The organism is Cellulophaga sp. HaHaR_3_176 (assembly GCF_019021925.1).
In the GTDB taxonomy this organism is placed as follows: Bacteria; Bacteroidota; Bacteroidia; order Flavobacteriales; family Flavobacteriaceae; genus Cellulophaga.
Window position 1 is genome coordinate 924,243 of record NZ_CP058990.1, and the last position, 18,942, is coordinate 943,184.

15 protein-coding genes are annotated in these 18,942 nt (G+C 29.6%); 10 read left to right on the forward strand and 5 right to left on the reverse strand.

What is annotated here, in order from left to right:
* Positions 1-8: 8 nt before the first annotated feature.
* The 4 genes from gmd to H0I23_RS03960 form a co-directional block, all read right to left on the reverse strand.
* Entirely contained in the window at positions 9-1,121 is a 1,113-nt protein-coding gene (gmd, locus tag H0I23_RS03945; protein WP_216785162.1) for a GDP-mannose 4,6-dehydratase, read from the reverse strand.
* 257 nt (positions 1,122-1,378) lie between these two features.
* On the reverse strand, positions 1,379-3,181 hold the full coding sequence (locus H0I23_RS03950) for an Ig-like domain-containing protein (RefSeq protein WP_216785163.1): 1,803 nt from the start codon (positions 3,179-3,181) through the stop codon (positions 1,379-1,381).
* A gap of 423 nt (positions 3,182-3,604) precedes the next feature.
* Complete coding sequence (locus tag H0I23_RS03955; protein ID WP_216785164.1) at positions 3,605-4,885, reverse strand: nucleotide sugar dehydrogenase; 1,281 nt, start codon at positions 4,883-4,885, stop codon at positions 3,605-3,607.
* A 204-nt stretch (positions 4,886-5,089) separates the two neighbouring features.
* Entirely contained in the window at positions 5,090-6,487 is a 1,398-nt protein-coding gene (locus H0I23_RS03960; protein WP_216785165.1) for a nucleotide sugar dehydrogenase, read from the reverse strand.
* 287 nt (positions 6,488-6,774) lie between these two features.
* Between H0I23_RS03960 and H0I23_RS03965 the strand changes: the two genes are divergently transcribed.
* From H0I23_RS03965 to H0I23_RS03980, 4 genes are read left to right on the forward strand one after another with little or no spacing between them, the layout of a single operon-like run.
* Complete coding sequence (locus H0I23_RS03965) at positions 6,775-7,860, forward strand: DegT/DnrJ/EryC1/StrS aminotransferase family protein (protein WP_216786022.1); 1,086 nt, start codon at positions 6,775-6,777, stop codon at positions 7,858-7,860.
* On the forward strand, positions 7,857-9,806 hold the full coding sequence (locus H0I23_RS03970; RefSeq protein ID WP_216785166.1) for a nucleoside-diphosphate sugar epimerase/dehydratase: 1,950 nt from the start codon (positions 7,857-7,859) through the stop codon (positions 9,804-9,806). Before H0I23_RS03965 ends, H0I23_RS03970 begins: the two co-directional genes overlap by 4 nt.
* A 49-nt stretch (positions 9,807-9,855) precedes the next feature.
* Positions 9,856-10,650: a polysaccharide biosynthesis/export family protein gene (locus H0I23_RS03975; protein ID WP_216786023.1), complete on the forward strand. Its 795-nt coding sequence runs from the start codon at positions 9,856-9,858 to the stop codon at positions 10,648-10,650.
* A gap of 44 nt (positions 10,651-10,694) precedes the next feature.
* Entirely contained in the window at positions 10,695-13,052 is a 2,358-nt protein-coding gene (locus H0I23_RS03980) for a tyrosine-protein kinase (RefSeq protein ID WP_216785167.1), read from the forward strand.
* A 6-nt stretch (positions 13,053-13,058) separates the two neighbouring features.
* On the opposite strand, the gene H0I23_RS03985 is transcribed toward H0I23_RS03980, so the two are convergent.
* Complete coding sequence (locus H0I23_RS03985) at positions 13,059-13,796, reverse strand: tyrosine-protein phosphatase (RefSeq protein WP_216785168.1); 738 nt, start codon at positions 13,794-13,796, stop codon at positions 13,059-13,061.
* A 158-nt stretch (positions 13,797-13,954) separates the two neighbouring features.
* Here H0I23_RS03985 and H0I23_RS03990 point away from each other — a divergent pair, with 158 nt between their 5' ends.
* The 6 genes from H0I23_RS03990 to H0I23_RS04015 all read left to right on the forward strand — a co-directional run bounded on the left by H0I23_RS03990 (position 13,955) and on the right by H0I23_RS04015 (position 18,689).
* Positions 13,955-14,392 carry a COG2426 family protein gene (locus tag H0I23_RS03990; RefSeq protein ID WP_371736666.1) on the forward strand — a complete coding sequence of 146 codons (438 nt, stop codon included), beginning with the start codon at positions 13,955-13,957 and terminating at the stop codon, positions 14,390-14,392.
* Between the two features lie 199 nt (positions 14,393-14,591).
* Entirely contained in the window at positions 14,592-14,804 is a 213-nt protein-coding gene (locus tag H0I23_RS03995; protein WP_216785170.1) for a hypothetical protein, read from the forward strand.
* 159 nt (positions 14,805-14,963) lie between these two features.
* Complete coding sequence (locus H0I23_RS04000; RefSeq protein WP_216785171.1) at positions 14,964-15,758, forward strand: MbnP family protein; 795 nt, start codon at positions 14,964-14,966, stop codon at positions 15,756-15,758.
* Positions 15,759-15,841: 83 nt separating this feature from the next.
* Positions 15,842-16,882, forward strand: coding sequence for a cytochrome-c peroxidase (locus tag H0I23_RS04005; protein ID WP_216785172.1), 1,041 nt, complete (start codon positions 15,842-15,844; stop codon positions 16,880-16,882).
* A complete protein-coding gene (locus tag H0I23_RS04010; RefSeq protein ID WP_216785173.1) occupies positions 16,857-17,867 on the forward strand; it encodes a transporter in 1,011 nt (336 codons plus the stop codon). The genes H0I23_RS04005 and H0I23_RS04010 overlap by 26 nt, the downstream gene beginning before the upstream one ends.
* A 339-nt stretch (positions 17,868-18,206) precedes the next feature.
* The gene (locus H0I23_RS04015; protein ID WP_216785174.1) at positions 18,207-18,689 is read left to right on the forward strand and encodes a CAP domain-containing protein; all 483 of its coding nucleotides are present in this window, start codon (positions 18,207-18,209) and stop codon (positions 18,687-18,689) included.
* Positions 18,690-18,942: the final 253 nt, after the last annotated feature.

Here is an 18,942-nt window from a genome sequence, read left to right on the forward strand (position 1 = left end):
TATAAAATCTATTCGAAATAATTTAAAATTCGATAACCACCATCTTTTAAATACTGGTCTTTATGCATTAATTTTAAATCACTTTGAACCATATCTTTAACTAAATCTTTCAAGTCATAGTCTAATTTCCATCCTAATTTAGTTTGAGCTTTTGTAGGGTCTCCAATCAATAACTCAACTTCGGTAGGTCTAAAATATTTAGGATCGATAGATAATACTTCTTTCCCAATCTCTAATTGATAATCAGGGTTGCTGCAGCTTTTCACAAAAGCTTTTTCATCAACACCAGTTCCTTTAAATTCTAGTTCAATACCTGCTTCAGCAAAACTCATACGAACAAATTCTCTAACTTTAGTAGTTTTTCCTGTCGCAATTACCCAATCTTCTGCTTTATCAGCTTGTAAGATCATCCACATCATACGAACATAATCTTTTGCATGTCCCCAGTCTCTTTCAGCATCTAAATTCCCCAAGTAAAATTTATCTTGAAGACCTAATGCGATTTTAGCTGTAGCTCTAGTTATTTTTCGAGTAACAAAAGTTTCTCCTCGTATTGGAGATTCGTGATTAAATAAAATACCATTACACGCATACATACCATATGCCTCTCTGTAGTTCACTGTAATCCAATATGCATACATTTTTGCAACAGCATAGGGGCTTCTTGGGTAAAAAGGAGTAGTTTCTGATTGAGGAACTTCTTGAACTTTACCATATAATTCAGAAGTAGAGGCTTGATAAATTCTAGTTTTTTCAGATAAGCCTAATAATCTAACAGCGTCTAATATTCTTAAGGTACCAATACCATCTGCATTTGCAGTATATTCTGGTACTTCAAAAGAAACGTGAACATGACTCATAGCGGCCAGGTTGTATATCTCATCTGGTTGAATTTCTTGTATCAATCTTATTAGATTGGTACTATCAGTCATATCACCATAATGTAAAATGAAGTTTCTGTTTTCAATGTGCGGATCTTGGTATAAATGATCAATTCTATCAGTGTTGAATAGAGAAGATCTACGTTTTAGACCATGAACTTCATATCCTTTTTTTAATAAAAATTCACTTAAATATGCGCCATCTTGACCAGTGACTCCTGTTATTAGAGCTTTTTTCATTTCAGTTTATGTATTATGTTGTATGTTATTTTTTTGCAAAAGTTCTATTTTATAAAACGAATTCCAAACTTATTCTACTAAAATGTGATTAAACACGATTTAAAGCAATTCTCTTTTTTGAAAGTGCAAATATAAATTAAAATACTAGGAGGAGATATAACTCATTAAATAATTAAATAGTATTTAATCTATTATTAAAAAGCAAGAGCTTAATTCATTTGAATTAAGCTCTTGCTTTTTAAGTTGTTCGAGTGAAATTAATATTCTTCAGGATAGAATGGTTTTCCATCATCTAAAATTTTTCTATTATTAGCAATAACACCCATGGCTTGTGATTCTCTAAATGGAATAGCTTTTATAGTGTAATATTTTTCTATACGCTCTTGTAAAGTTTCATTAAATCTGCCCAATGTTATATAATTATGAAAACCAGCATCGATAAGGCTAGATCCTCCAGAGCCATCTATGTAAGTTGTGAATTTCAAGCCGGAATTGCTTGTCCAAATTACTTTGTCAAATGTTGTTACTAAAGCATTAATATCATTAAAGCCCCAATACATATCATTTTCATAAGCACCTACAAAATACCCGATGATATCTGAACCATGAGAAGTATCTTGAATTTCATTTTCTGTCCAATCAGTATACCAAGAAATAGCTCCTGAAACATTTGTGTTGCTATATATTCTTGATTGTATACTTTGATTAGAATATAACTCTATACCTGCGTAAGTAATATTGTCGAAAACTTCTTTATATAGAGGTTTGCCTGTAATCAAATAAAGTTCCATTGATATTCGGGCCCAATGTGAAGCCATATGGGCTTTTATTCTATACACCTCAGTGTGATTCCAAGTATTGTAATACCATTTTTCAAATATATTTGTTTCTACGAAGTTTAATAATTCATCATACTGATATTGGTAATTATCTGTAGCACGTAAATTTGGAGATTTGTCCATTATACGTAATAAAGTAGCAACATATTTATATAAGAAAGATTCCCATAGTGAAACCCCGTTATTTACACTGTTTTCTCCGTAGGATGCATCTGCTGGCCAACCTAAATAATTACCACCCATTACTGGAGATGCATCTTGTATAGTATTATCAATTAATTCTAAAATGGTGTCTAAATAATCGTTGTCTCCTGTTGCTTGCCAAATTTCCATTAATCCGTGGATACGATAAGATAAAAAATAATATTCTTGAAATAAATTTTTACTTTTTGAATGACTATATGCTTCTGGAGCCTCTAAAACCCAAGCGATGTCAAATTGATTTTTGTAGTATAACACTTCAGGGCTTAATACTTGTGCTGCATTTTTATCATCGCTTATTGTAATTCTTATTTCAGCTGTTTCAGTAGTTATAGTTTCATTAGGTTGTACTACACTTGCCTCATAAAAAAAAGTATCGACCCCTGTTTCTCCATTATTAGGTGTGTATGTTAACAGGTTTTCAGCGCTTATTGTAGCGGTTCCTTTTGTTGGTAAACTAATTGATGAAATGTATACATCGGTATTTTCGTCAAATGTGTCATTTGTTAAAGGACTTAAATAAACTTTAGTTTCGTAAGGTGTGGTGGCTGTATTGTCTGTAATGTCAGTAACAGCATTAATGGTAACATTCATAGTATTTATCTGTTCTATGTTGTTACCGATACTATCTTGAGTATTAACAGTATAAGAAAAAGAATCTACCCCATGAAAATCTTTTGTAGGTGAGTAAACTATTTCATTATTATTATTAATAGCAGTTTTTCCGTAATTGGGTTGTGTAATGCTTTTAAGTGCTATTGTTTTTGCATTAGAGTTTGCTTTAGCGTCTTTTGATATGTCTAATGCAATTTCACCATCTTCTGAAATAACGATAGTTCCATTTTGATAATCAACAACAGCTTCTATTGGAGGCTCTTCTTCAGTAATTTCGGTACTTATTCTTTCGTTTTCGGCTGCAATTACATCAGAGAAAAGAACATCATTGTTAGAGCATGAAATTGCAGTTAAAACTAAGGTCAGTAGGAGACCCGAGTTTTTTAGGAATTGGGGTTTAATCATCTTTAGGTTAATGTTTTTAATTATATAGTTGAATGTGTTTTTGGGAACACAATAATATTTAAAAAAATTGATTCAATCGATAAAAAGAATATAAAATTCGATGAAATACATCTTTTTGTCTCTAGTTTATACGCGTGAAAATCATTTTTAGTCTTTTGGTTTTGATTTTTTCGTTTAAATACTTGTTTTTTTAACTTTTGAGTTAAAAAATAAGTGCATTTGGGTTAATTTTTTTAAAGCTATTTATGTATTCTAATAACGTGCTATATGGTAGTTTGAGTATTTGGAAATCGTTGAAAGGGAAATAATATCGTTATTTGTTTTGGTTGAAAATTTAATCTGAAGTGCGAGAATTTTAAATATTAAAAAAGGGCTTGAAATTAAATTTCAAGCCCTTTTTTGTAGTTGATGTATTAAGTTTAATTACAGCCTTGCATCTACATGAGATTTTAAAGTTCCTTTTACATCATATACGACACCATTTTCATTTAAAAGACTTTTGAGATCTAAGTCATTATATTCTTTATGAGATACAGTTAAAACAATAGCGTCAAATTTCTCATTTGGTAGTTGTTTTGTTGTTTCGAGTTTGTATTCATGTTCCATCTCATCAGGAGAGGCCCATGGATCATATATTGTAGTTTTTACACCATAACCTTTTAATCCAAAGATTACATCTACAGCTTTTGTATTTCGTACATCAGGACAATTTTCTTTAAAAGTGACTCCTAAAATTAAAACATTTGAATTTTTAATTTTAATATCATTTTTAAGCATAAGCTTAATAACTTCTGAAGAGACATAACCTCCCATGCTGTCATTCATTCTTCTTCCAGCTAATATTAACCCAGGATGATAACCATATTCTTGAGCTTTTTGAGCTAGATAATAAGGGTCCACACCAATACAGTGTCCACCGACTAGGCCTGGTTTGAAAGGAAGAAAGTTCCATTTTGTACTAGCGGCATCTAAAACTGACTGTGTATCAATATCCATTAAGTTAAAGATTTTAGCTAATTCGTTTACAAATGCGATATTAATATCTCTCTGTGAATTTTCAATAACTTTAGCAGCTTCTGCTACTTTTATAGTAGGGGCAAGATGTGTTCCTGCAGTAATTACAGATTTATATAAGTTGTCTACTAATTGTCCGATTTCCGGAGTAGAACCAGAAGTTATTTTTAAAATTTTATCTATAGTATGCTCTTTGTCTCCTGGATTAATTCGCTCAGGAGAATAACCTGCATAAAAATCAGTGTTGAATAGTAATCCACTGTTTTTTTCTAAAACAGGAATACATTCATCTTCTGTTACTCCAGGATATACAGTTGATTCGTAAATAACAATGTCGTCTTTTTTTAGAACCTTAGCAACAGTTTCGCTGGCTTTAATAAGTGGCGTTAAATCTGGTCTATGGTTTTTATCAACAGGAGTAGGGACAGTTACTATATAATAATTGCAATCTTCAAGCTCTTCATTTTTAGTAGAAAAATAAAGTCCATTTGCATCTGAATTTTCATTTTTTAAAACAGATTTTAATAATTCAGCGTCAAGTTCTAAAGTGCTATCTATTCCGTTATTTAATTCACCAATTCTTTTAGTATTTATGTCAAAACCAACAACAGCGTATTTAGTAGCAAACAATCTTGCTAATGGTAAGCCAACATAGCCTAGACCAATAATACCAATTTTTATTTTTCCCATATTTGTTTTCTATCTAGAACTTACGTTTTATTATTTTTTTTGATATTGTTTCTTTGCAAGAAAACTGTGGTATTTAATTATAAATAAAAACAGCTATAATTGCTTTAATATAGTTACGTATATAAAAGCAATTATAGCTGTTTTAAAAACAAAAATTATAATAATTTTAAGAAAATAAGCTTCTTGAAATTATGGTATGTAGTTTTAAGATTGTCCTATTCTGTAGTATTTAAATCCTATTTTTTCTAATTTTTCTTTGTCTAATAAACGTCTACCGTCAAAAACAAAAGCAGGTTTAAGCATTTTGTCATAAATTGCTTGCCAGTCGTATGTTTTAAACTCGTCCCATTCAGTAAGTATAGCAATTGCATGTGCATTTTCTATACCATCCATCGGATCTTTTACAACAGTTAAAAGATTTTTGTTTTCTTCAGGAGTTCGAGTGTTTAAGTAATCAAGATCTCTATAAACAATTTTATCAGTTACTTGAGGATCGTAAACTGTAATTTCTGCTTTTTCTTCTAAAAGAGCGTCTGCAACATAGATAGCTGCCGATTCGCGAGTATCATTAGTGTCTTTTTTAAATGCCCAACCTAAGAATGTGATTTTTTTACCAGATACTGTATTGTATAATGTAGTTACAATGTTATCTGCAAATCTTTTCTTTTGGTAATCATTCATTATAATTACTTGTTCCCAGTAATCAGCAACTTCTGGTAAGCCGATACTTTTTGAGATATATACTAAGTTAAGAATATCTTTTTGAAAACAAGAACCTCCGAAACCAACTGATGAACTTAAGAATTTAGACCCAATTCGAGAGTCGAAACCAATAGCTCTTGAAACTTCTTCAACATTTGCATCAGTTTTTTCACATAAAGCAGATATAGAATTTATAGAAGATACACGTTGTGCTAAAAATGCATTAGCAACTAGCTTAGATAACTCAGAAGACCAAACATTTGTTTGTAATATTCTTTCTTTAGGTAGCCAGTTTTCGTAAATACCACTTAAAAGGTCTTTAGCTTTTTTACCAGAAGTAGTTTCATCACCGCCAATTAAAACTCTGTCGGCATTTAGTAAATCTTCAACAGCAGTACCTTCTGCTAAAAACTCAGGATTAGATAGTATTTCAAAATTAACACCGTTACCTGTATTCTCTAATATATTTTTTAAAGCTTCGGCAGTTCTAACAGGTAAAGTTGATTTCTCAACAACTATTTTATCATTTTTAGCAACTTTAGCGATGTTTCTAGCACAAAGTTCAATAAATTTTAAATCTGCAGCTTGGCCTTTTCCTTTTCCATAAGTTTTTGTAGGTGTGTTTACAGAGATGAAAATAATTTCAGCGTCATTAATAGCTTTATCTACTTCTGTAGAAAAAAATAAGTTTTTATCTCTAGTAGCGCCTACAATTTCTTTTAATCCTGGCTCATAGATAGGTAAATTATCTAAGTCAGTATCATTCCATTGTGCTATTCTTTCTTTGTTGATGTCAACTACAGTAACTTTAATGTGAGGACACATTTTTGCAATAACAGACATTGTAGGTCCGCCAACATAGCCTGCGCCAATGCAACAGATATTTGTGATTTTATTCATGGTAATGCTTTAATTAACTTAAGTTGCAAATATTGCAAAATAATTTTAATCTTTAGATACAATACTAGTTTAAACGTCGTTTTTTTAGGATAAATAGTTTTGAAGCATATTTTTTGTTTAAATGTTTTTCTACATTTTGTTTTTAATCGATATTTTTAAAGGTTAAACGAAATATAATATAAGAATTGTTGGAAATGGAAAACATTGATTATTTTTGATTTTTAATACAACACTAATTATATTTATTTGTGAGTAACGAATCTAAAATTTGGCTTTCTTCTCCGCATATGGGGAATACTGAAGAGAAATATGTTAAACAAGCTTTTGACACCAACTGGGTGGCACCTTTAGGACCTAATGTAGATAGTTTTGAAGTGGCTATAAAAGATTATGTTGGTAGTGGAGTACATGCGGCAGCATTAAGTTCAGGTACGGCTGCTATTCATTTAGCTCTTGAGATTTTAGGAGTTTCGGCAGGAGATGAAGTACTATGTCAGAGTTTTACATTTTCAGCATCAGCTAACCCTATTATGTATTTAGGGGCAACACCAATATTTGTTGATAGTGAGAGTGAAACTTGGAATATTTCTCCTGAATTATTAGAGAAAGCAATCAAAGAAAGAATAAAATTAGGTAAAAAACCTAAGGCAATTGTGGCTGTACATTTATATGGTATGCCTTATAATGTAAAAGAGATTGCAAGAATATCGAACGAGTATGATATACCTGTAGTTGAAGATAGTGCTGAAGCTTTAGGGAGTTCTGTTGATGGGGTTAAGTGTAGTAGTTTTGGAGCTATTGGTATTTTGTCTTTTAATGGTAATAAAATCATTACAACTTCAGGCGGGGGAGCTTTAGTATCTAAAAAGAAAGAATATAAAGATCAATCAGTATTTTTAGCAACACAAGCTAGAGATAATGCACCACATTATCAACACTCACATGTAGGTTATAATTACAGGATGAGTAATATTTTAGCTGGTATAGGTAGAGGTCAGATGGAAGTTCTGGATGATAGGGTAAATGCTAGAAGAGCTAATTTTGAATTATATGATGATAATTTAAAAGGGATTGATGGTATTGAACTTTTATACGAACCAGAAGGATACTTCTCTAACCGTTGGTTGTCATGTATTTTAACGCCTTCATTTGAGGTAAGAGAAAAAATAAGAGAATTTTTACTAGAACATAACATCGAATCTAGACCGTTATGGAAACCAATGCATATGCAGCCAATTTTTGAAGGATATCCATCATATACAAATGGTACTTCAGAAGATTTTTTTGAAAGAGGTTTGTGTCTGCCAAGTGGTTCAAATTTAGACTCTAAGGATGTGCTTAGAGTTATTGAATTAATTAAAACAGTATTATGATAAAAAGTTATATTTCAAATTCAGTAGCTAGATATGCATCGAAGTGGTTAGTGCTTGCTATAGATATAGTTATAGTATCTATGTCTTTCATATTATCTTACTTTATATTATTTAACCTTACTCTAAATTTTGATATTAGTAAACTTTTTGTTCAATTACCTTTGGTAGCTTTACTTTCTTTAGTTTCTTTTTTAATTATTGGGTCTTACAAAGGTGTAGTTAGACATACAGGTGTACGAGATGTATATAATATTTTTAATGCAATATGTCTGTTCAGTATCATGACAATTCTATTGGTTGTAGCGAATAGAAAATTAGGTATGATGGACGACTTTACTGTTCCTTTAACGATAATAATCATTCATAGTTTATTAAGTTTTATAGGCTTAACGGCATCTAGATATTTGTTTAAAGCATTATATAATAACATAGTTTTTGGATTTGATTATAAATCGGTTAAAAATGTTTTAATTTATGGAGCTGGAGAATCGGGTATTTTAACTAAAAACGCTTTAAGTAGTAACTCAAAAAGTAAATCTAAAGTTGTTGGATATATTGATAAAGATGCTCAAAAAGTAGGGAAACATATAAATGGAGTTAAAGTTTTTAACCCAGAAGCTTTGACAGAAAGCTTTATTTTAAAGAACAATGTTTCAGAAGTAATTTTTTCAATACAAAATATAGATCATAAAAAACTACGTGTTTTAGTAGAAAGCCTAGTAGATTACCCTGTATTAGTGAAAATTGTTCCACCTGTCGAGGATTGGATTAATGGGGAGTTAAAACTTTCGCAAATTAAACAAGTTCAAATTGAAGATCTTTTAGATAGAGCAACTATAAATATAGAAAATTCTAAAATAAGCGGAGAATTAGAAGATAAAGTAGTTCTTGTAACTGGTGGCGCAGGATCTATAGGTAGTGAAATTGTTAGACAGATATGTACATATAAATACAAATCTTTAATTGTTATAGATCAAGCAGAATCTGCTTTATATGATTTACAACAAGAATTGAAACAAAATGGGTTTCATAATTTTATTCCTATAGTTGCAGATATCCGTGATAAAAACAGAATGAATAATATATTTCAAGAATATCTTCCTAATATAGTTTTTCATGCTGCAGCTTATAAACATGTTCCTTTAATGGAGTATAACTCTTATGAAGCAATAAAAATAAACGTAGCCGGAACAAAGGTTGCTTGTGATTTATCAGTAGCCTACAATGTAGATAAATTTGTTTTTGTATCAACAGATAAAGCTGTTAATCCTACAAATGTTATGGGTGCAACTAAGCGTATTGCAGAAATGTATATCAGTTGCATGCAACAACAAAATAAAACTAAATTTATTACCACAAGATTTGGTAATGTATTGGGGTCTAATGGTTCTGTAATACCTTTATTTAAGAAACAAATAGAAAAAGGAGGCCCTTTGACGGTTACTCATAAAGATGTAACTCGTTTTTTTATGACAATACCGGAAGCTTCTCAATTAGTATTAGAGGCAGGTGCAATGGGTACTGGAGGTGAAATTTTCATATTTGATATGGGAGAATCTGTAAAGATTTTTGATCTAGCTAAAAACATGATTAAATTATCAGGTTTAAATTATCCAGAAGATATTGATATAAAAGTAACCGGTTTAAGACCAGGAGAAAAATTATATGAAGAGTTATTAGCTAACGGAGAAAACACATTGCCTACCTATCATAAGAAAATAATGATTAGTAAAGTACGAAATTTAGATTTTACTAAAGTTCGCTCTAATATAGACCAGTTATGTGTTTCTAACATGTTTTTTGATATAGATACAGTTAAATTAATGAAAGAAATAGTACCTGAATATATTTCAAAAAATTCAGAACTATCTGCACTAGATAAAAATTCAACATCTAAAGAAGAAAACTCAGTAGATGATAATAAAAATAAAATTTTACAACTATAAATTAATAAATATATTTTTACCTTAAATTATTATAAACACTATGTCAAAAATGAATCGCCCTTTTATATTATTATCTTTAATAGCATTATCTACATTATTATTTGTATCCTGTGGGTCTAAAAAAAATGTAGTTTATTTTCAAGATGCAGGTAATTTTGAAACTATAGTAGAAGAATCTCATTTTGTTCCAAAATTTAAGGTTGATGATGAAGTTAGTATTTTTGTTTCAACATTAAACCCTGAAGCGAGTGCTCCTTTCAATTTATATAGAGGAGGTAGCAATTTATCTAGTTTAGGTGGTTCAGTTTCAAGTTCACAAAGAGAACAAGTAAATTACTTAATTGATCAAGACGGTACTATTGATTTTCCTGTAATAGGAAAATTAAAAATAGTAGGTCTTTCTTCTGATGAGTTGAGAAATTTATTAATTGAAAAATTATCAGATTACTTAAAAGATCCAATTATTAATATTCGATTGAATAATTTTACAGTTTCTATATTAGGTGAAGTGTCAAGACCAGGCACATATCAAGTTAATGGAGAGCAAATTACTCTGCTAGAGGCTATTGGTTTGGCTGGAGATCTTACGATTAAAGGTAAAAGAGATAATATTTTAGTTATCAGAAATTTTGATGGTACTTTTGTGCACAATAGAATAGATTTGACATCGAAAGAAGCTATGAAGTCTCCTGTTTATTATTTAACACAAAATGATGTAGTTTATATAGAACCTAATAAATCAGCTATTACATCTTCTTCATTAGATAATAGAGCTACAATAGCTATATCTATAGCTTCTGTTTTGATTACCTCTTCAGTGCTGATTTTAACGCGTAATAATTAATATTATTTTTATAAATCAAAAACAATATTCCTAGAGAAATAACTATGGAAAATACAGATTTAAAAGATATAATTAGACCCTATTTGAAAAAATGGTTTTGGTTTATACTCTTTCCAATTATAACAATTGCTGTTGCTTTTATGTATATAAGATATACTGTACCTAAATATTCTGCAGAAGCTCAAATACAAATATTAGAAGAAGAAAGCTCAGGATCTACTTTAGATGTTTTTCAGGATTTAGATTTATTTTCAGGAAGTAAAAATAAAATTGAAGATGAAATTCAAATTATAAAATCTAGATCTAACATTACAGAATTAGTTTTAGCTTTAGATTTAAACACGAAGATGTATGTTGATGGTACTTTAAAGGATTCTGAAATATATAAAAATCAACCTATTAAATTAAGTTTTATAGGTAATGATACATTGTTGTATAAATCTAAGTTAGAATTTTTTATTGAATTAATTGGAGATACTAAATTTAATTATTATGAAGGAGAAGGTTTACCTAAAAAAACATATGATTTTGGTAAAAATTTAAATTCATCAATAGGTGATCTAGTATTAACACCAAATGATGAAACTTTTTCAAAGTATAAGGGAAGAACATTAAGAGTCGTAATAAATCCTCTAGAAGATGTTGTAATGGGATATTTAACAAACATATTGGTATATCCCACAAATGAAACTTCTAATATTATTAATATATCATTAACAGACCCTATTCCGGATAAGGCTAAAGATGTTTTAAATTTATTAATAGATATATATAATAAGAACGCAATTGCTGATAAAAAAGAAATTGCAGATAAAACTTCGCAGTTTATAAATGATAGGATTACTGATATTTATGATAATTTAGCATCTGTAGATCAAAATGCTCAAGATTTTAAAACCGATAAAGGATTAACCGATATTGCTTCTGAAGCAAATATTAATTTAAATGTTGGTGCAGCAAATAATCAAGAGCTTCAAAATACAACGACTCAATTGCAAATAGCCTCTTCAATGAAAGATATCATTGAAAACCAGTCGGGTTATGAAATATTACCTTCAAATATTGGCTTGTCAGATCCATCAATTGTTAGTACAACAGCTAAGTATAATGAGTTGGTTTCAGAGCGAAAAAGAATGTTGAAGAGTTCTAATGAGAAAAACCCAATTATTGTAAACTTGGATCAAGAATTAGCAGGATTAAAGAGCTCAATGAAATCGAGTCTTACTGGTATGACTAATAATTTAGGTTTACAGGTTAATAGTTTGAGTAATCAGAGATCTCAAATTTATTCTAAAATATACTCAGCGCCTAAAAACGAAAGAGCTTTAAGGGATATTACAAGAAAGCAACAAACAACAGAGTCTTTATATTTATACTTATTACAGAAAAGAGAAGAGTCTCAAATTACTTTTGCTTCATCAACACCAAAGTCAAAAATTGTAAATCAAGCTTATAGCACAAGTAGATTTCCAGTTTCTCCGAAAAAAACTCTAATATATTTAGCATCACTTATATTAGGTTTATTGATTCCTTTTTCAGCTATTTACGCAAGTGGTCTTATTGATAATAAAATTCATAATAAAACAGGATTAGAGAAAGTATTGAATGATACTCCTGTTTTAGCTGAATTACCTAAGTTATCTAAAAAAGATTCTAAAATTGTTTTAAAAGACGATAGATCTGTATTGGCAGAATCTTTACGAATATTGAGGACTAATTTAGATTATTTAATGAAATCTAAAAAAGGGCCAGGTAAGAAGAATGTAATTTATGTTACGTCTAGTGTTTCTGGAGAAGGTAAAACATTTTTGTCATCAAACCTTTCAATGATTTTGGCAAATACGAATAAAAAAGTGCTTTTAATTGGTGCAGATATTCGTAACCCTAAACTATATTCATTTTTTGATAAGTCTGATAAAAATGTAGATAAGTTAAAAAGTAAAAACCAAACAGGAGACTTAGGTTTAACAGAGTATCTATATAATGATGAACTTACATCAAAAGATATTACAAACTCTTTATTAGTACATACGAATACTATTGATGTAATTTATTCGGGTAAAATTCCACCTAATCCAGCAGAGCTTTTAATGAGTGGTAGGCTTAAAGATTTACTAGAAGAATCTAGTGAGAATTATGATTATGTAATTGTTGATACAGCTCCTTTAATGGTCGTTTCTGATACTTTAATTATAAGCGAATACTCAGATCATATTATTTATGTGACTAGAGCAGGAATGACTGAATTAGATGTCGTAAACTTTCCATTGAAACTTCAAGAAGAAGGGAAATTAAATAACCTTTGTTTTGTAGTTAATGATGTAAAAGAAAATAACCTTGGCTATGGAGGTAAATATGGCTATGGTTACGGAAAGACATTGAGAAAATGGTGGAAATTCTAAAGAATTTTAATTAAAGCTATAAATTGTTTTTTCTATAATAGGAAGTAGTTGATTTATAGCTTTATTAGATAATTTGATAGATTTTAACTGATTCATTTGATTCATATTATGAATATCTGATCCGATAAAATCTATCATATTTTTATCTAGCAATTTTTGCCCCATTGCAAAAACATCTTTTCCATAATAATTACTTAAAGAAAGTAAGTTTAGCTGAAACAATATACCGTTTTGTTTATATGTGCTATACTTATTAGTTTTATGTAAATAGGTATATCTTTCAGGGTGTGCCAAAATTGGAAAATATCTTTTAGATCCTATTTTTTGAATAGCACTATTAAAATTAATAGAAGGTTGTAAATATGACATTTCTACTAAAATGTAGTTTTTGTTTAAAGGCATTATAAGGCCTTTCTCTAAAATATCTTCAAAATTTGAATCTATCATATGTTCAGCTGCTGCAGAAATCTGTATTTGATTTAAATTTTGTTTTTTTAATTCATTTTGAACTAAAGTTAATGAGCTGTTTATAGTATCGGGTGTGTTAGGGTAATAGGTATCCATAATGTGAGGAGTAGCAATAAACTTTTCAATACCTATTTCAGAAAACTCTTTAATGAGCTGAATAGAATCGTTTACAGTTTTAGCTCCATCATCAATGCCAGGTAATATATGATTATGGATATCAATAAAACCGTTTAAGTAGTCTATTAAAAATTTTTTCTTAATAAAAATTTGGAACATTGTTTTAATTTAATATAGGTTGTATTCTGAATATTTTCAACTAAGATTAGGGGTTAAAATTTTAGTTTTTTTTATGATTATAATAGTTCGCAATGTACTAAGTAACATTAATTTTGCAAAAAAAATAATATAAAGTGATTCTTGAATTTTTAAAAGCCATGTTGTTAAGTATTTCCCCCTTTGGAGAAGCAAAGGTAGGTATTCCTTACGGTATGTTTAGGGGTTTGAATATATATATGGTTTTTTTACTTTGTTTTATTTCAAACGTATTAGTCTTTCCATTGATGCTTTTCTTTTTAGATAAAGTAAATGGTTATTTTTTGAAATGGCATTTTTATAAAAAATCTGCCATTTATGTAGCTCGAAAAGCAAAAACAGGTTCTGAAACCAAAATCAAAAAATATGGTTTTTGGGGGTTAATGTTTTTTGTAATGATACCTTTGCCTGGAACGGGTGTTTATGCAGGTAGTATTGCTACGTACCTTTTTAAAATAGATAAAAAACAAGCTTTTTTGGCTAATGTAATTGGTATCTTCTTTTCTTCTTTAATTATATGGATAGCAACTTATTTATCAATGAAAGGTCTGTCTAAATAATTCAAATTTATTTTTTTTAAATTTTATTCTAAACTATATTTGTAAGGTGAAAAACACTGTACTCATAATAGCTTTTATAATATGCTTTAAGCCTGCATTTCCTTTTTTGGAATATGTTTGTAATTATGATTACATTGCTAATGTTCTTTGTATCAATAAAGATAAAGTAGAGCTGAATTGTAACGGTAAGTGTTATTTGATGACTAAGTTAGCAGAAGAGTCAAAAGAAGCTAGCAATTCAGAAAAAAGAATTCCTTTAGAATATACTTTTTCTATCTTATTTTTAAATAAAATTCAAGATTTTAAACCCACTTTTTTTATCAATATTTCTAAGTTAGAGAATACAATTTTTAAAGTGGCTAATTATAAGTGTAATTATTTCTTCGAACTTATTAAGCCACCCATTTTATAATTATTCATTTAAGTTTAATATTAGAAATTTATTTATTGTAGTTGTTAACTATATATAGATATTTCTATGGCTATGCTATTAAAGTATTTAATAGTCTTCTAAAAATGTTTAATGCCCATTTATACTAATAAATAGGCCAACTTATTTTAAAAATATAAAATGAAAAATTATAAATTAACTTTAGCAGCAATTTGCTCTTTAGTAGTAATCTCTTGCGATAAAAATGATGATAATACTTCAGACCTAAGCGGTACAGGTGAGGTGTCTATAACGTATGATAATGGCTTTAATGGCAACGATTTAGTTTTAGAAACAAAAAATGCTGCTAATGTAAACGGAGAGTCACTTACCGTTACACGATTAAATTATATTGTATCAAATTTTAGTTTGATAGATGTTGAAGGAAATGAATATGTGTTTCCGAAAGATGAAAGCTATTTTATAATTAGCCAAGAAATAGACCAGGATGATGTTGTATTGCCAGAAATACCTGCAGGTGAATACACTACACTTAAATTTGGTTTAGGTATTGACGAAGAAAAATACCAACAAGGTGCTGATGGCCAAGGTGATTTTATTACCGAAGCAGAAAATAATAATATGATGTGGACTTGGGCAGCTGGTTACAAGTACTTAAATTTTGAAGGTACTTTCACAACTGAAACAGAATCAGAAGAAGTACCTTATAAAATACATTTAGGGAGAATGGGAGACGATTTAAGCAACTATCAAGAAGTTTCTTTACAATTACCTACTAATGTACAAGTAAGTGATGAAATGGATTCTAATATTCATTTAAAAATTGATGCTTCTAAAATTTTAACAGCAATAACAAATATCAAATTATCAGAAGGAGAAACAATTATGTTCGATCCTATTAAATCTCCACAAATAGGTGAGAATGCATCTCAAATGTTTGTGGTAGATCATATACATAATGGAAATGGCCATTAGTCTTTGAAATTTTAGTTTTTAAAATTTAATTACCACCAGTACATAGATAATCTATGACTGGTGGTTTTAAACACTATGTATATATGGTAAGATTAATAAGTGTATTGAGTATCATATTTTTATTTTCATGTTCACCAGATAATGAAGAATATGTAAAGGTAGATAAGCCTTTAAATTTTCAAATTCCTGCTAATTTTCCTGCAACAGTTTATGATTTAGAAGCAAACCCACCTACTGAAATTGGTTTTGAATTAGGAAAGAAACTTTTTTATGATGGTAAGCTTTCTTCAAACGGTGTTATTTCTTGTGGTTTCTGTCACGAACAAAAAACAGCATTTACACATCATGGTCATCAATTTAGTCACGGAATAGAAGGGAGGGAAGGAACAAGAAATACACCTTCTATCCAAAATGCGGCATTTATGAAAGCATTTACTTGGGATGGCGCAACGAATCATTTAGATCTTTTTCCGATAATACCTATAACAAATGAGGTTGAAATGGGAGAGACGATGACAAATGTGTTGGAGAAAATAAAAGAAGATAAAGAGTATCAACAATTATTTACATCAGCTTTTGAAGATGGAGAAGTTAATTTCGAAAATTTTTTTAAGGCACTTTCTCAATTTATGGTAATGATGGTTTCATCTAACTCTAAATATGATAAGTATGTTAGAAATGAAATTAATGGTGAGTTTTCAGAGGAAGAAAAGCAAGGGTTACTGGTTTTTCAAGAAAAATGTGCAAGTTGCCATTCTACCGATTTATTTACTGATGATAGTTTTAGGAATAACGGCTTACCACCAAATCTGAAATTAGACGATTTTGGAAGAGCTTTGGTAACAGGTGCAGAATCTGATAAATATAAATTTAAAGTTCCTAGTTTAAGGAATGTTGCCTTGACAGAGCCTTATATGCACGATGGTAGATTTGGAAGTTTAGAAGCTGTTTTAGACTTTTATTCTGACGGAATCTCAGATTTACCAACACTTGATAAAGAATTGAAAAAAGAAAATAGTTTAGGCTTGGCTTTATCAACTACAGATAAAAATGTTTTAATAGCCTTTTTGAATACATTAACAGATGAAGAATATATAAATGATGAAAGATTTTCTGAATATTAAAAGCATATTAATAGTACTTATTATAACAAGTATTAAAGTAGTAACACCTTTGTTAGCTAATAATAAAGAGCTAACCGAAAATTATACCTGTATAAATAAAGATCATAATCATGAAGAGTTCTTATTTTTCTGTGATACCTGTGGCTGTGGTAGTAGTGGTGGCAGCATGGGATATGGTACGGGTTTAAATACAAATTTTATAGGTGTTAGATATATAAATCAGCAATACCGTTCTAGAGATGGTATTTTTAACGACTCTCCTTGGATAGAAGAAAACTTTAATACTATTCAAGCATGGGGCAATTTTCCTATTACAGAAAGAATTCTTTTAAATGTTATAGTGCCTTATCAATTTCATAATCGGACAATGCCAGATAATACAGATCAGCATATAAGTGGAATAGGAGATATGAGTGTTCTGGTTTTTTATAATTTAATAAAAGCAACGCCTGATAGTATAGTATCTATAAAGCCAGAACATTTTTTGCAGATAGGAGGTGGGGTAAAATTACCTACTGGTACTTACGAAAAAGCTAACAATGAAGGTAGTGTAAACCCAAGTTTTCAATTAGGTAACGGGAGTTTGGATTATGTAATAGGGCTTAATTATGGTTTTTCATATAGGAATTGGGGTATAAGTACTATGCTTAACTATACTATAAAGACAGAAAACCCAAAAGAATATCAATTTGGTAATCAGGTTAATTATGGTATAAATGCATTTAAGACATATTTTGTGTCAGATAATTTATCGTTAACTCCCATTTTAGGTTTAGCAGGAGAGAGGTATGGTACAAATAAAGAGTTTGGTTTTGATGTTTTAAATACAAAAGGAGATATTTTTTTAGGAAAGGTTAGTATGGAGGCTTCTTACAAAAGATATTCGTTAGGTCTTGTAGGAATGTTACCTATTTCACAGAATTTAAATAATGATAAAGTAGAATTGAATAATAGAACCTCTATTTATTTGAACGTTAATTTTTAAAATCTTCGTTCTTTCAAAAAAAAAGTCACAAGAATTAATTTATTAATTCTTGTGACTTTTTTTGTTTTTTTCCGTTTAACGACACTTTGGTATCAGTCAACGGTTCTAATTATTTTCTAATAAACGACCAACAACTCTTAACAGACGTTGAGTGGTATTTACCTCGTTAAAAGGTCGTTTAGTGTCGGTGAAAACCATGAAAATAGTGTTTTATATACCTGATTAGCAATAAGTTACACTTTAGCGAATAAAACGTTCCATACGTATAATATATTCTTACGAATACTGATATGCGATGTTTCTTTGCATAGGAATTAACCTACAGAAATATTCAAAACTATGTTACGTATTAAATTTTTAACAATCGCAATCCTTACTTCATTAATCACATTAACATCTTGTTCAACAACAACACAAGACGAAGAAGTTGCGATTTATGAAACAGTATCTGTATCTACAATAGAAGAAGAAGTTTTAGATCTTGTAAATGAGTATAGAGCATCTCAAGGTTTAAATGTAGTTGAATTTGGTAACGTAGCTTATAGCTTTGCAGAGTCTCATAATGAATATATGATAGAACAAGGAGTTATTAGTCACGATAATTTTAATGTTAGATCATCTAATTTAACAGTAGAAGCTAAAGCAAATTTTGTTTCTGAAAATGTAGGTAAAGATTTTGTAACAGCACAAGGGGTAGTTAATGCTTGGATAAATAGTCCTACTCATAAAAGAGTAATGGAAGGTGATTTTAACTACACGGCAATAAGTGTTAAAGAAGATTCTAATGGTGTTCTTTACTTTACACAATTATTTTATAAATAAAAAATAATTTTTTTCTGTAGGATATTATTTTTAAATTTTTTCTTAAACTTCTCACTTCTCACTTCTCACTTCTCACTTCTCACTTCTCACTTCTCACTTCTCACTTCTCACTTCTCACTTCTCACTTCTCACTTCTCACTTCTCACTTCTCACTTCTCACTTCTCACTTCTCACTTCTCACTTCTCACTTCTCACTTCTCACTTCTCACTTCTCACTTCTCACTTCTCACTTCTCACTTCTCACTTCTCACTT

Bases quoted from the DNA above. Each gene is read 5' to 3' on its own strand.
- gmd (WP_216785162.1), bottom strand. From the start codon at position 1,121: ATGAAAAAAGCTCTAATAACAGGAGTCACTGGTCAAGATGGCGCATAT.
- H0I23_RS03950 (WP_216785163.1), bottom strand. From the start codon at position 3,181: ATGATTAAACCCCAATTCCTAAAAAACTCGGGTCTCCTACTGACCTTA.
- H0I23_RS03955 (WP_216785164.1), bottom strand. From the start codon at position 4,885: ATGGGAAAAATAAAAATTGGTATTATTGGTCTAGGCTATGTTGGCTTA.
- H0I23_RS03960 (WP_216785165.1), bottom strand. From the start codon at position 6,487: ATGAATAAAATCACAAATATCTGTTGCATTGGCGCAGGCTATGTTGGC.
- H0I23_RS03965 (WP_216786022.1), top strand. From the start codon at position 6,775: ATGGGGAATACTGAAGAGAAATATGTTAAACAAGCTTTTGACACCAAC.
- H0I23_RS03970 (WP_216785166.1), top strand. From the start codon at position 7,857: ATGATAAAAAGTTATATTTCAAATTCAGTAGCTAGATATGCATCGAAG.
- H0I23_RS03975 (WP_216786023.1), top strand. From the start codon at position 9,856: ATGAATCGCCCTTTTATATTATTATCTTTAATAGCATTATCTACATTA.
- H0I23_RS03980 (WP_216785167.1), top strand. From the start codon at position 10,695: ATGGAAAATACAGATTTAAAAGATATAATTAGACCCTATTTGAAAAAA.
- H0I23_RS03985 (WP_216785168.1), bottom strand. From the start codon at position 13,796: ATGTTCCAAATTTTTATTAAGAAAAAATTTTTAATAGACTACTTAAAC.
- H0I23_RS03990 (WP_371736666.1), top strand. From the start codon at position 13,955: ATGTTGTTAAGTATTTCCCCCTTTGGAGAAGCAAAGGTAGGTATTCCT.
- H0I23_RS03995 (WP_216785170.1), top strand. From the start codon at position 14,592: ATGACTAAGTTAGCAGAAGAGTCAAAAGAAGCTAGCAATTCAGAAAAA.
- H0I23_RS04000 (WP_216785171.1), top strand. From the start codon at position 14,964: ATGAAAAATTATAAATTAACTTTAGCAGCAATTTGCTCTTTAGTAGTA.
- H0I23_RS04005 (WP_216785172.1), top strand. From the start codon at position 15,842: ATGGTAAGATTAATAAGTGTATTGAGTATCATATTTTTATTTTCATGT.
- H0I23_RS04010 (WP_216785173.1), top strand. From the start codon at position 16,857: ATGATGAAAGATTTTCTGAATATTAAAAGCATATTAATAGTACTTATT.
- H0I23_RS04015 (WP_216785174.1), top strand. From the start codon at position 18,207: ATGTTACGTATTAAATTTTTAACAATCGCAATCCTTACTTCATTAATC.